The sequence below is a fragment of the Pseudomonas sp. MPFS genome (genome assembly GCF_022537035.1).
Taxonomy (GTDB): domain Bacteria; phylum Pseudomonadota; class Gammaproteobacteria; order Pseudomonadales; family Pseudomonadaceae; genus Aquipseudomonas; species Aquipseudomonas sessilinigenes.
This window is the reverse complement of sequence record NZ_CP066123.1, coordinates 6,441,257-6,454,395: the sequence shown is the minus strand read 5'-3', so window position 1 is coordinate 6,454,395 and position 13,139 is coordinate 6,441,257. Positions and strand designations below refer to the sequence as shown.

General features: G+C 63.9%; 10 protein-coding genes. 2 read left to right on the top strand and 8 right to left on the bottom strand.

Annotated elements, in window-relative coordinates:
• Positions 1–19: 19 nt before the first annotated feature.
• The 5 genes from I9018_RS29675 to I9018_RS29655 all read right to left on the bottom strand — a co-directional run bounded on the left by I9018_RS29675 (position 20) and on the right by I9018_RS29655 (position 6,884).
• Entirely contained in the window at positions 20–2,449 is a 2,430-nt protein-coding gene (locus I9018_RS29675; RefSeq protein WP_124347219.1) for a TonB-dependent siderophore receptor, read from the bottom strand.
• A gap of 154 nt (positions 2,450–2,603) precedes the next feature.
• Complete coding sequence (locus I9018_RS29670; RefSeq protein ID WP_068575674.1) at positions 2,604–3,581, bottom strand: FecR family protein; 978 nt, start codon at positions 3,579–3,581, stop codon at positions 2,604–2,606.
• Positions 3,578–4,096 (bottom strand): RNA polymerase sigma factor, encoded by a 519-nt coding sequence (locus I9018_RS29665; protein WP_124347220.1) that lies wholly within the window; start codon positions 4,094–4,096, stop codon positions 3,578–3,580. The genes I9018_RS29670 and I9018_RS29665 overlap by 4 nt, the downstream gene beginning before the upstream one ends.
• A gap of 149 nt (positions 4,097–4,245) precedes the next feature.
• Positions 4,246–4,953, bottom strand: a complete 708-nt coding sequence (locus I9018_RS29660) for a 3'-5' exonuclease (RefSeq protein ID WP_124347221.1) — start codon at positions 4,951–4,953, stop codon at positions 4,246–4,248.
• The gene (locus I9018_RS29655) at positions 4,950–6,884 is read right to left on the bottom strand and encodes a putative nucleotidyltransferase substrate binding domain-containing protein (RefSeq protein WP_322708448.1); all 1,935 of its coding nucleotides are present in this window, start codon (positions 6,882–6,884) and stop codon (positions 4,950–4,952) included. Before I9018_RS29655 ends, I9018_RS29660 begins: the two co-directional genes overlap by 4 nt.
• A gap of 310 nt (positions 6,885–7,194) precedes the next feature.
• Between I9018_RS29655 and I9018_RS29650 the strand changes: the two genes are divergently transcribed.
• The gene (locus tag I9018_RS29650) at positions 7,195–7,641 is read left to right on the top strand and encodes a response regulator (RefSeq protein ID WP_068575666.1); all 447 of its coding nucleotides are present in this window, start codon (positions 7,195–7,197) and stop codon (positions 7,639–7,641) included.
• A 76-nt stretch (positions 7,642–7,717) separates the two neighbouring features.
• On the opposite strand, the gene I9018_RS29645 is transcribed toward I9018_RS29650, so the two are convergent.
• Positions 7,718–9,895, bottom strand: coding sequence for a malate synthase G (locus I9018_RS29645; protein WP_241108175.1), 2,178 nt, complete (start codon positions 9,893–9,895; stop codon positions 7,718–7,720).
• Positions 9,896–10,367: 472 nt separating this feature from the next.
• Here I9018_RS29645 and I9018_RS29640 point away from each other — a divergent pair, with 472 nt between their 5' ends.
• Positions 10,368–10,886, top strand: a complete 519-nt coding sequence (locus tag I9018_RS29640; protein WP_124347224.1) for a glycine cleavage system protein R — start codon at positions 10,368–10,370, stop codon at positions 10,884–10,886.
• A gap of 225 nt (positions 10,887–11,111) precedes the next feature.
• Here I9018_RS29640 and rarD read toward each other — a convergent pair whose 3' ends face one another.
• A complete protein-coding gene (rarD, locus tag I9018_RS29635) occupies positions 11,112–11,999 on the bottom strand; it encodes an EamA family transporter RarD (protein WP_068575660.1) in 888 nt (295 codons plus the stop codon).
• Positions 12,000–12,103: 104 nt separating this feature from the next.
• Positions 12,104–13,078 carry a serine/threonine protein kinase gene (locus I9018_RS29630; protein ID WP_241108174.1) on the bottom strand — a complete coding sequence of 325 codons (975 nt, stop codon included), beginning with the start codon at positions 13,076–13,078 and terminating at the stop codon, positions 12,104–12,106.
• Positions 13,079–13,139 lie beyond the last annotated feature (61 nt).

Below are 13,139 nucleotides of genomic sequence, written 5' to 3'. Positions count from 1 at the left end.
CGGTCGTTAACTCAGCGGGTTACCACTGGTAGGTGGCGCTGGCGACCACGCTGCGCTGATCGCCGAAGTAGCAGTACGACCCATCGCAAGTGGAGATGTAGTCCTTGTCGAACAGGTTGGTGGCGTTGAGTTTCAACGACGCCCCTTTCAGGCTCTTGTCCAGGCGGCCGAGGTCGTAGTGCACGGCGGCATCGAACACGGTGTAGGCGTTGGCCTTGCCCAGCCAGGTGTTTTCCTGGTCGCCGTAGGTATTGCCGGTATAGCGCGCACCGGCACCGATGCCGAAGCCATCCAGTACGCCGTCGTGCCAGGTGTAGTCGGCCCACAGCGAGGCTTGCTGGTTCGGTACCCGTTGCAGGCGGTTGCCCTTGTAGATGCCTTTTTGTATCTCGGACTTGGCCAGGCTATAGGCGGCGATGACCTTGAGGTTGTCGGTCACGTCGGAGACCGCCTCCAGCTCCAGGCCCTTGACCTTCACTTCACCGGTCTGGCTGGTGATCGACTCGCCACCTGCCCCGATACTGGTTACCTGGACGTTCTTCTGGGTCAGGTCATAGACCGCTGCGCTCAGCAGGGTGTTCGAGCCTGGCGGCTGATACTTGATGCCCAGCTCCCACTGCTTGCCTTCGGTAGGTTTGTACGACTCGAGCGGGTCGGCGCTGGCATTGCTCGCCGGCTGGAAGGATTCGGCATAGGACAGGTACGGCACGAAACCTGAATCGAATACATAACTGAGCGCCGCGTTGCCGCTGAAGTTCTTGCTGCGATCCGTGTTGGTCACGTCTTTCTTGTTGAAGTAGGTGGTGCCCTGGTGAACCCAGTCTTCACGCCCCCCGAGGCTCAGGCGCCAGTTGTCCAGGGCCATCTGGTCCTGCACGTAGAGGCCGGTCTGGACGGTTTTCTGGTTGTAGTCGTAATAGGCGCCGGAGCGCGCCGGGCGCACGATCGGCTGGCCGTAGATCGGGTTGAAGATGTTGGTTTTGCCGCCGTCGCCGTAGATCGACAGATAAGAGGTGTCGGAGCGCTGGTGGTCCAGCCCGAGCAGGACGGTGTGGCTGATATCGCCGGTGGTGAAGTCGGCCTGGAAGTTGTTATCCACGGCGAACTGGCCGATGTCCTCGTTGACGTTGGTCGAGATCCGGCTGATGTTGCCCGCCGCGTCGGCTGGCGAGTAGGCGTAGGAGCCCACGGTCAGTTGCTGGAAGGACAGCTCCGACTTGGTGTAGCGCAGGTTCTGGCGGAACTGCCAGACATCGTTGATGCGATGTTCAAAGGCGTAGCCCAAGGCGTAGTAGGTACGGTCGTAGAACTCGTAGTCCGGATCGCCCAGGTTCTTGTGGTGGGAGACCTTGCCCAGCGGTGACTTGATCTTGGTGCCCTGGATCGGCATGAACTGGCTGGTGGCGCCGGTATCGTCGCGGGTGAACTGCGACAGCAGGGTCAGCTTGGTGTCGGTGTCGATGTTCCAGGTCAGGCTGGGAGCGATGTTGTAGCGCTTGTTATCGATGTGGTCGACCTGGGTCCCGGCATCGCGGATGACACCGCTGAGCCCATACAGGAACCGGCCTTCGTCATCGATCTTGCCGGTGCTGGCGAAGTTGAGCTGGCGATAGTTGTCGCTGCCGTATTGCAACTGGATGGAGTGGCTGGCTTCGGCACTGGGGCGCCGGCTGACCATGTCCAGCAAGCCGCCCGGAGGCGTCTGGCCATAGACCGAGGATGCCGGGCCGCGCAGCAAGGCCAGGCGGTCTAGGTTCCAGGTCTCGGCTTTCGGGTTGGCGTACACGCCCCGTGGCAGTGGCAGGCCGTCGAGGAACTGGGTGGGTTCGAAGCCGCGCACCAGCATCCAGTCGTAACGGGTGTCACTGCCGTAGCTGGCGGAGACGATGCCGGGCATGTAGCGCACCGCGTCGTCGAGGTTCTGGACGTTGCGGTCCTCCATCTGCTGGCGGGTAGCAACGGAAATCGAACGCGGCGCCTCTACTAGCGAGGTATCGGTCTTGGTGCCAGCGGCAGTACGGGTAGCGACATAGCCTTCCACCGGTCCCCAGGCACTTTCATAGGCCTGCTGGCCACTGATATTGGTTTCCGGCAGGGCCACGACGCCGTCCGGTGCAGCCACCAGGCTGTAGGTGCCGGCGCCGCTGTGCTCCAGTTGCAGGCCAGTACCGCGCAGGGCTTCGCGCAGGGCGCCAGCGGCGTCGAACTGGCCCTGGACCGGGGCCGAGGTCTTGCCGGCGGCCAGGGACGGATTCAGGCTCAGGGCCAGGCCGGCCTGGCTGGCGATCTGGTTCAAGGTGCTGGCCAGGGGCGCCGCCGGCAGGTTGTAGGCGCGCACGCTGGAGGACTGCTCGGCCGCCATCAGCAACGGGCTGGCCAGGGGGGCGCTCAGGGCAATGGCAATGGCCAGCAGGCTGGGGCGCAACAGGGTGTCTAGCGGGCGGGACATACGGCGGCTCCTGGATGGAAATGTTTCGCAATTGCCTATGAGCCGGATGAGATTCGAAAAGTGATAGGGCGAATTGAAAATAATTTAGATTTGCGAAAGAAGGGCAGTCGCCCGCCGGCTCCAAGGCAGGTTGGAGTCGGCGGGGAAAGAGATGTCAGGGCTTGGGATCGGCCTTGGCGACGACGTTGACCCACCAGTCGGTACGCCGCTCGATCTGCACTGGCAGGGTCGGCAGCAGGGCGTCGAGCGCCAGGTCGGTGTTGTGCAGCGGGAAGCTGCCGGTGATGCGCAGGTCGGCCACTTCGGGGGCGACGCCCAGGTAGCCGTGGCGATAGCGGCCCAGTTCCTTGATCAGGTCGCCCAGGCGGGCGTTGTCCACCACCAGCATGCCCAGGCTCCAGGCATCGGCACCCATGGCCAGGGCCTGCGGCGCTTGCAGGCCATCGCGCTGCATCAGCACCTGCTGGCCTTCCTTGAAGACTTTTTCGTCCTGGCCTTCCTGGGGCCGCGCCGCCACCGCCGACTGCAGCACACCCAGGCGCGTGCCCTGGTCCTCGCGCTTGACCAGGAACCGCGTGCCCAGGGCCCGTAGCCGGCCGTCGCGGGTCTCGACGATGAACGGGCGACTGTCGCCGTGTCCGGTCTCGATCAGGACTTCGCCTTCCTGCAGGATGAGGCGCCGCTGCTTGTCGTCGAAGCGTACGTCCAGCGCGCTGTGGGTATTGAGGTTGATCAGGGTGCCGTCGGACAGGCGCAGCATGAGTTGCTCGCCGGTGCCGGTGCGCTGGTCGGCCAGCCAATAGTCCAGCGGCAGGTAGTGCTGCTCGAGGAACAGCCCCAGGCCTCCCACCAGCACCACGCTGGCGATCCCGCGGCCCAGCTTGCGCACGCGCCGGCGCAGGCCTTCGCGCGATTGCACCAGGGCATTGCGGGCCGGGCCCGGAGCCAGGTTGAAGCGCTGGTCGAGCATGCCCAGCTGGCGCCAGGCACGGGCGTGTTCTTCATGGGCGCAGTGCCACTTGGCGAACTCTTCGTGCTCCAGGGCGCTGGCGCCGCCGTCCAGCGACAGTTGCCAGGCGATGGCGGCGTCCAGCACCCGGGCGGACACCGGCTTGGAACTGATGGGGGTCATGTCGGCTCCCCGTAGAGGGCGATGTAGCATTGGCGGATGCCCTGGGCCAGGTACTGGCGGACCCGGGGCACGGAGACCCCCAGGCGGGTGGCGATCTCGGCGTGGCCCAGGCCATCGAGGCGGTTGTAGAGAAAGGCCGCGCGGGCCTTGCTCGACAGTTTATCGAGCAGGCGGTCGATAGTCTTGAGGTCTTCGAGGATCATTTGCTGTTCTTCCGGCGAGGGTTGTTCGGCCTCGGGGATCAGCAGCAACTCGTTGAGATAGGCCTGCTCCAGGGCGGCACGGCGGAAATGATCGAACAGCAGGCCCTTGGCGATGGCCGCCAGGAAGGCCCGGGGCTCACGGGGGGCCTTGAGTTCATCGCGCCCCAGCAGGCGCACGAAGGTGTCCTGGCTCAGGTCTTCGGCCCGTTGTGCACAGGCCACGTTGCGCCGTAGCCAGGCCAGCAGCCAGCCACGATGGTCGCGATACAGGGTATCAACCAGCTCATTGCGGGGACTTTGGACTGACGACAACGGGAATCACCAGGGGGAAGTTTCAAATAACGAGAATTATTCGCGATTGTGGCAGAGGCGAAACAGTGGCGCAATTGACGCTGGTCGGCAATCGATCCATGGGGTGGGGCCGGTTGCGGTGAGGTCGCGAGCTCCCTCACCCGCGAAACCTAGAAGGAGGGAGCCTGCCGGCGGCGTCTCCACTGGCCCAGGCGCTGTTGCAGGCTCAAGGGGCTGTGGATTTGTTGCTGTTGCGCGCGGTTGAACAGGATCAGCGCCAGTTCGGCAGTGGCCAGGGCATCGGCCGCGGCATGGTGGCGTTCCACCACCTGTAGCTTGAACCAGTCGACCCAGTCATCCAGGCCGGCCTCGCGGATAGGCGCTTGTGGGCAGAGCAGCGGGGCCATGTCCGCCACATCGAGGAAGTCGTGCTGCAAGCGGTAGCCCAGGCTGTCCTTCAGTGCGCGGCCAAGCATGTGCTGGTCGAACGGGGCGTGGAAGGCCAGCAGCGGGCTGTCGCCAACGAACTCCATGAAGTCCAGCAGGGCCTCCAGCGGATCGCTGCCGGCCGCGATGGCGCTGGGGCCCAGGCCGTGGATCAGCACGCTGGGGCTGAGCTTGTGCCCCTCGCGCTGCAGGGTGCGTTCGAACTGCTGGCTGAAGTCGATGGCGCCGTCCTCGATCACTACGGCCCCGATGGACAGCACCTGGTCGCGATTGAGGTTCAGGCCGCTGGTCTCGACGTCCACCACCACCCAGCGTTGTTCGCGCAGGCTGCGCTCATCCAGCGGGGTGAATGCCGGCAGGCGATCGCGGCGCTGTTGCTGGGTGCTGTCCAGGACGCTGGCGGCAGGGCGGAACCAGTTGAACAGGCTCATAGCTGGTACCGCAGGGCCAGGCTGCTCTGCAGGCGCTGGGCCTGGCGCAGGGACTCGCGCAGGATGCGCCGGTCCAGGTGGTTGAGGCTGTCCGGGTCGAGCCGGTTGGAGTAGGGCTGGTTGTCCCGGGTCTGGCGCTGGTGCTGTTGCATGCGGGTTTGCTGGATGAAGTGGTAGGCCTCTTCATAGGCGGCGCCGTCCAGCGGCTCGATGACTTGCTTGGACACCAGTTGGCGCAGGCGCTCCAAGGTGTTGATGGCGCCGATGCCGTTGGCCAGGGCCAGCAGCCGGGCACCGTCGACGAAGGGCGTGAGGCCCTGGACCTTGAGGTCGAGGGTGGCTTTCTCGCCGTTCTTTTTGGCCAGTACGAACTCGCGAAAGCGCCCCACCGGCGGGCGCTGGCGCAGGGCGTTTTCTGCCAGCATGCGCTGGAACAGGCGATTGTCGGCCACCTGGTCGAGGATGCCGCGGCGCAACTGCTCGGCACCTTGCTCGTCGCCCCAGACCACCCGCAAATCGAAATAGATGCTCGAGCCCAGCAGGTTCTCCGGGGTCGCCTCGCGGATGAAGGCGGCGAAGCGCCGGGCCCATTCGGCTCGGGACAGGCACAGCTCGGGGTTGCCGGCCATGATGTTGCCCTTGCACAGGGTGAAGCCGCACAGGGCCAGGCTCTGGTTGATCTGCTGGGCGATGGGCAGCAGCTTGCCGCGGATCTCGGCGGCGTGGGCCGCGTCCCGGGCCTCGAACAGGATGCCGTTGTCCTGGTCGGTATGCAGGGTCTGTTCGCGCCGGCCTTCGCTGCCGAAGCACAGCCAGCTGAAGGGCACGCCGGGGTCGCCCTTGTCGGCCAGGGTCAGCTCGATCACCCGGCACACGGTGTGATCGTTGAGCAGGGTGATGATGTGAGTGATCTGGGTCGATGAGGCGCCATGGGCCAGCATGCGTTCCACCAGTTGGCCGATCTCGCCGCGCAGCGCCACCAGGTGTTCCACTCGCGGCGCGTTGCGGATGGTGCGTGCCAGGTGCACCAGGTCGACCCGTTGCAGGGAAAACAGGTCGCGCTCGGACACCACGCCGCACAGGCGTTGCTCCTTGACCAGGCAGACGTGGGCGATATGGCGCTCGGTCATGGCGATGGCGGCGTCGAAGGCGCTGTGGTCCGGGCTGAGGAAGAACGGCGCCTGGGTCATGTGGCGTTCGATAGGCTGGTTGAGGTCCTGGCTGCCGTCGGCCACCACCTGGCGCAGGTCGCGCAGGGTGAAGATCCCCAGGGGCGCCTTGCGTTCGTCCACCACCACGATGCTGCCTACCTGTTGTTCATGCATCTGCGCCACGGCTTCGCGCAGCGGCGTGGCCGGGGAGCACGTCACGGGGTGGCGCATGGCAAGCTCGCCCAGGCGGGTGTTCAGCGAGTATTGGGTACCGAGGGTTTCGACAGCCTTGCGCTTGACCTGCTGGTTGACCTGGTCGAGCAGGCTGCTGACCCCACGCAGGGCGAAGTCGCGAAACTCCGCCGAGAGGGCGAACAGCTTGATGAAGGCATTCTTGTTCAATTGCAGGCAGAAGGTGTCTTCGGCGGCCCGGTGTTCGGTACGGGTGGCGCGTTCGCCCAGCAGCGCGGCCAAGGGGAAGCACTCACCGGTGGTGATCTCGAAGGTGGTTTCGGTGCTGCCCTTGGCGGCGTGGGTGCGCTCACCCACCACACGGCCCTGCTTGACGATGTAGAAGTGCTCCACCGGGCCGTCGGCGGGCTTGATGATGCTGTCGCCGGGGCCGTAGAAGCGCAGTTGGCACTGTTCTACCAGATAGGCCAGGTGCAGGTTTTCCATCTGGTTGAAAGGGGGGAAACGTTGCAGGAACTGCACAGTGCCCTGGATGTTCTGCAACACCGCGGTCTTCCCTGCCTGGATGAAGGCGTCCGCTTTACTCATGACGATTACCGCAAGCTTTTTGGATTTGTTGTGTTCGGATCAGGGCAATGGTCGGCCCAGGGACTGGCAGGTGCCCATTGGACGTAAGTCTAGGAGGCGCCTCGCTATTGCCGTGCTCTTGGGTCGCGTTGCTTCGGGCTTGGCCGGTTCGGCTACCGGGGGCCGGACATTTGGCTTTGAGCCACAGGCCATCGATGCAAAAAAGCTCTGATCAAGGCTCTTGGCAATTTTTCCGACGAAGTGCACATTGGAGGCCTGCCTGGCGATGTCTGACCACTGTGCTAGGTGATTCGATCCTGTAGAGAACTGTATGTCCGACCACGATATCTTGAGCGATGCCGAGCGCGAGGCGCTGAGTGCCGTCATGCTGGAGCCCGATCTGCCGGCGCAGCGGGTGTTGATCGCCGATGACGACAAGGATGCCCGCGAATTGCTTTCGGAGATCCTCGGTCTTGATGGCATTCGTTGCATGACCGCGGCCAGTGGCAAGGCTGCGTTGGAAATGCTCGAGTCGAACAAGTCCATCGGCCTGTTGATCACCGACCTGCGCATGGCACCTTGCAGTGGCCTGGACCTGATTCGCCAGGTGCGTGAATCGGAACGGGCGGCGTTGCCGATCATCATCATTTCCGGCGATGCCGATGTGCGCGACGCCATCGCCGCCATGCACCTGAGCGTGGTGGACTTCCTGCTCAAGCCCATCGACACCGGCAAGCTGTTGGCGTTGGTCAAGCACGAGCTGGGCGTGGTGCTGTAGCGCCAAGGGGGCAGCGAGCCGAAATGAAAAAGCCCCGGTCATGGACCGGGGCTTTTTTGTTGCTGGTGCTGCGCCGTTACAGGCCGTTCTTGGCCTTGAACTCACGGCGCCGACGGTGCAGGACCGGCTCGGTGTAGCCGTTGGGCTGCTTGGTGCCTTCGATCACCAGTTCCAGGGCAGCCTGGAAGGCGATGTTGCTGTCGAAGTTCGGGGCCAGTGGGCGGTACAGCGGGTCGCCGGCGTTCTGCCGGTCAACGACTGGAGCCATGCGCTTGAGGCTTTCGAGCACCTGCTCCTGGGTCACCACGCCATGGCGCAGCCAGTTGGCGATGTGCTGGCTGGAGATCCGCAGGGTGGCGCGGTCTTCCATGAGGCCGACATCGTTGATGTCCGGCACCTTGGAACAGCCCACGCCCTGGTCGATCCAGCGCACCACGTAACCAAGGATGCCCTGGGCGTTGTTGTCCAGTTCGTTCTTGATCTGCTCCGGCGTCCAGCTCGGGTTGACTGCCAGCGGGATGGTCAGGATGTCATCCACCGAAGCACGGGCGCGCTTGGCCAGTTCGGCCTGGCGGGCGAATACGTCGACCTTGTGGTAGTGCAGCACGTGCAGGGCGGCGGCAGTCGGCGACGGCACCCAGGCAGTATTGGCACCGGCCAGCGGGTGGGCGATTTTCTGTTCGAGCATCGCTGCCATCAGGTCGGGCATCGCCCACATGCCTTTACCGATTTGCGCACGACCTTGCAGGCCGGTGCTCAGACCGATATCGACGTTCCAGTTCTCGTAGGCGCCGATCCATTTCTCGGCCTTCATGTCGGCCTTGCGCACCATGGCGCCGGCTTCCATGGAGGTGTGGATCTCGTCGCCGGTGCGGTCGAGGAAGCCGGTGTTGATGAACACCACGCGCTCGCTGGCCGCCTTGATGCAAGCCTTGAGGTTGACCGTGGTACGGCGCTCCTCGTCCATGATCCCGACTTTCAGGGTGTTGCGCGGCAGGTTCAGCACCTCTTCGATGCGGCCGAACAGCTCGTTGGTGAACGCGGCTTCTTCAGGGCCGTGCATCTTCGGCTTGACGATGTACACCGAGCCGGTGCGGCTGTTCTTGCGCGAGGTGTTGCCGTTGAGGTTGTGGATCGCCGCGAGGCTGGTGACCAGGCCGTCGAGGATGCCTTCCGGCACTTCGTTGCCGTGCTGGTCGAGGATCGCGTCGATGGTCATCAGGTGGCCGACGTTACGCACGAACAGCAGCGAGCGACCATGCAGCTTCACGGACTTGCCGTCGGCGCCGGTGTACTCGCGGTCGTCGTTCATGGTGCGGGTGAAGGTCTTGCCGCCCTTGGCCACTTCTTCGGCCAGGTCGCCTTTCATCAGGCCCAGCCAGTTGCGGTAGATCACTACCTTGTCGTCGGCATCGACCGCGGCGACCGAGTCTTCGCAGTCCATGATGGTGGTCAGGGCCGCTTCCATCAGCAGGTCCTTGACCCCGGCGGCGTCGGTCTGGCCGACGGGGCTTGCGGCGTCGATCTGGATCTCGAAGTGCAGGCCGTTGTGCTTGAGCAGGATCGCGGTCGGTGCCGCGGCATCGCCCTGGTAGCCGATCAGTTGGGCATCGTTGCGCAGGCCGCTGTTGCTGCCGCCCTTGAGGCCTGCCACCAGCTTGCCGCCAACGATCTTGTAGCTCACCGAATCCACGTGGGAGCCAGCGGTCAAGGGGGCGGATTCATCGAGGAAGGCGCGGGCGAAGGCGATGACCTTGTCGCCGCGGACCTTGTTGTAGCCTTTGCCCTTTTGCGCACCATCGGCTTCGCTGATGGCGTCGGTGCCGTACAGCGCGTCGTACAGCGAGCCCCAGCGGGCGTTGGAGGCGTTGAGGGCGAAGCGGGCGTTCATCACCGGCACTACCAGCTGCGGGCCGGCCATGCGGGCGATCTCTTCATCGACGTTTTGGGTCGTCGCCTGGAAATCCGCTGCTTCTGGCAGCAGGTAACCGATGTCTTGCAAGAAGGCTTTGTAAGCCACGGCGTCATGCGCCTGGCCGGCACGAGACTGGTGCCAGGCATCGATCCGGGCCTGGAAGTCGTCGCGCTTGGCGAGTAGGGCTTTGTTCTTCGGGGCCAGGTCGTGGATGACCTTGTCGGCACCGGCCCAGAACGCGTCGGCGGTGAGGCCGGTACCGGGAATGGCTTCGTTGTTCACGAAGTCGAACAGGACTCTGGCGACCTGCAGGCCACCGACTTGAACGTGTTCAGTCATTGCTTGCCTCACTCTGCTCAGCTATTTCGCTTTTCAGCTCTTCAAATTAACAATGAAGCCGGCGGCCATTTAAAGCACAACCCTGATCACCAGTACATGCCATCGCTGGCGGCTGGGTGCTTCCAATCAACGGCGGAGCCTTGCTGACGGGGATTGCGGGGGTTGTGATCAAGCCTTGGCAGACATCGTTCCAACATTATGTAGTGCGCGCTGCGGCATACTACATGATGAATTGCGGTTGTGAAAATTAGACTAAATACGTCGTTTCGCGACTCAATAATGCAGTGCGGTCACGCTGGGAAGCTTGGTGTTCGCAAAAAGCCGATGGATTGTTCCATATAAATACAAAAAGTTGTACACGATTTGTATTTTTGGGCTACCGGTCCATTTGCCTGGCCTCGACCAGGGGTACCGGGCGCTGCTGGCGAGGCTGCCTATAATTGCTCTTCCACCCGTAAAAGAGGGCTGCGCCATGGACCATCTCGTTCTCACGGTATTCGCTGCGGACAAGGCCGGGCAGGTCGAACGCATTGCCCAGTGCATCGCCGCCCACGGTGGCAACTGGCTGGAAAGCCGCCTGTCGCGCATGGCCGGGCAGTTCGCCGGCATTCTCCGGGTGGCGGTGCCGGCCGAAGCCTACGATGAGCTGGTGGACGCCTTGCAGGGGCTTTCGGCCCAGGGCATCCGCGTGTTGATCGCGCAAAGCGGCATCGAGCAATCTTGTACCTGGAAACCCATTGCCATGGAACTGGTGGGTAACGACCGACCGGGGATTGTCCGGGACATCACCCGCTTGCTGGCGGAGCAGGGGGTCAATCTGGAGCGGCTGGTGACGGAAGTGCGGCCGGCGCCCATGAGCAGCGAGCCGCTGTTCCATGCCGAGGCCATCCTGGCAGTGCCCCTGACCCTGTCCCTGGAGGTCTTGCAGGCACGCCTGGAAACCCTGGCGGACGACCTGATGGTGGAGTTGGTGCTGCGCAGCGAAGGCTGAGGGCCGTTGGATGGGTTATCCCAGTAAAGCGTGCATGCGCCTGTGGATAACCTGTAGAGACCCGGCGCTGGCCCAGGGGTGTCGCGGCTTCCCGTGAATTGATCAAAAAACCGGCAATTTCAAGGGCTTGTGCACAAACGGCGGGGACCAGCCTGTGGATAAGCTTGGGAAGAACCGCCGCAGGCCACAGGGGACGTGGCCTGCAGATGATTGATCGTTTATTGATCAGTTACGTCCGCGCAGGCTCAGCCAGGCATCCACGCTGTACACCGCCAGGCCCGCCCAGATGAACATGAAAGCCACCAGGGTGCTGGAAGAGAGTTGCTCACCGAACAGCAGCACGGCCTGGAGCAGCACCAGGGTCGGGGCCAGGTATTGCAGGAACCCCAGGGTGGTGTAGGGCAGGTCCCGGGCGGCGGCGTTGAAGCACACCAGCGGGATCAGCGTCACCGGGCCGGCTGCCACTAGCCACCAGGCTTCTGAGCTGGTCCAGAAGGCCGCATGGGCGCTGCTGGCGTCCGGGTGCAACAGCAGCCAGGCCATTGCGATGGGCACCAGCATCCAGGTTTCCACCACCAGCCCCGGCAAGGCCTTCACTGGAGCCTGCTTGCGGATCAGGCCATAGAAACCGAAGCTCAGCGCCAGGGCCAGCGAGACCCAGGGCAGGCTACCCAACTGCCAGACCTGCTGGGCCACCCCGACCGCCGCCAGCAGCACCGCCAGCCACTGCAGGCGGCGCAGGCGCTCGCCGAGGATCAGCATGCCCATCAGTACGTTGATCAGCGGGTTGATGTAGTAGCCCAGGCTGGCCTCGACCATGCGCCCGTTGTTTACCGACCAGACATAGGTCAGCCAGTTGGCGGCGATCAGGGTGCCGCTCAGGGCCAGGATCGCCAGGCGCCGTGGGTTGTCCCGCAGTTCCCGCCACCAGCCGGGGTGCTTCCAGACCACCAGCAGCAGGCCGCCGAACAGCGCTGACCAGAGCACCCGGTGGACGATGATTTCCACGGCGGGCACGCTGGCGATGGCTTTGAAATAGAGCGGAAACAGACCCCAGATGATGTAGGCGGTCAGGCCCAGGATGTACCCGCGGCGCGGGTTGGCGGCTTGCATGGAGAATCCTTGCTTAGGCAACTATCAAAGGCGCGATTGTAAGGATAATTGTCTATACCTGTCCTGGCTTTTCCGTGCATGGCCTGCCGTTCCCGTCCGGGGCTTCAGAACAGCCGCAGGGGTTCTTCGTCGAGCGCCGCCAATTGTTCGCGCAGGGCCAGTACCTGGTCGCCCCAATAACGTTCGCTACCGAACCAGGAGAAGCTGCGGGGGAACGCCGGGTCATCCCAGCGCCGGGCCAGCCAGGCGCTGTAGTGCATCAGGCGCAGGGCCCGCAGCGGCTCGATCAGTGCCAGTTCGCGAGGGTTGAAATCGTGAAACTCGCTGTAGCCGTCCATCAACTCGGACAACTGGCCGAGGCGTTCCTGGCGGTCCCCCGCGAGCATCATCCACAGGTCCTGCACCGCAGGGCCCATGCGACAGTCGTCGAGGTCGACGATATGGAACACCTCGTCGCGGCACATCATGTTGCCCGGGTGGCAGTCGCCATGCAGGCGGATGTTTTGGTGCGTAGTGGACTGATAGAGGGCTTCCACGCGCTTGAGCAGGTCGCGGGCGACGGACTCATAGGCCGGCAACAGGCTCTTGGGAATGAAGTTGCCTTGCAGCAGAGTCGCCAGGGAGTCGTGGCCGAAGTTCTGTACGCCCAAGGCCTCGCGGTGGGCGAACGGGCGGCTGGCACCGACGGCGTGCAGGCGGCCCAGCAGTTGCCCGAGGCGATAGAGCTGGTCGAGGTTGCCCGGTTCCGGGGCGCGGCCACCACGCCTTGGGAACAGGGCGAAGCGAAACCCCGCATGCTCGAACAGGCTGCGCCCTTCATGGACGATCGGCGCCACCACCGGCACCTCGCACTCGGCCAGTTCGAAGGTGAAGCTGTGTTCTTCGAGGATGGCCTCGTCGCTCCAGCGCTGGGGGCGGTAGAACTTGGCCACCAGTGGCTCGCCCTGGTCGATGCCGACCTGGTAGACGCGATTCTCGTAGCTGTTGAGGGCCAGGACCCGGGCATCACTGAGAAAGCCGATGCTTTCCACGGCGTCCAGGACCAGGTCGGGAGTGAGGGTATCAAACGGGTGCGACATGCTTACTCCTGCGCGCAGCAGGCTGCCGCGTCCGGCCCAGCATGGTAACGCAGACGGGCAG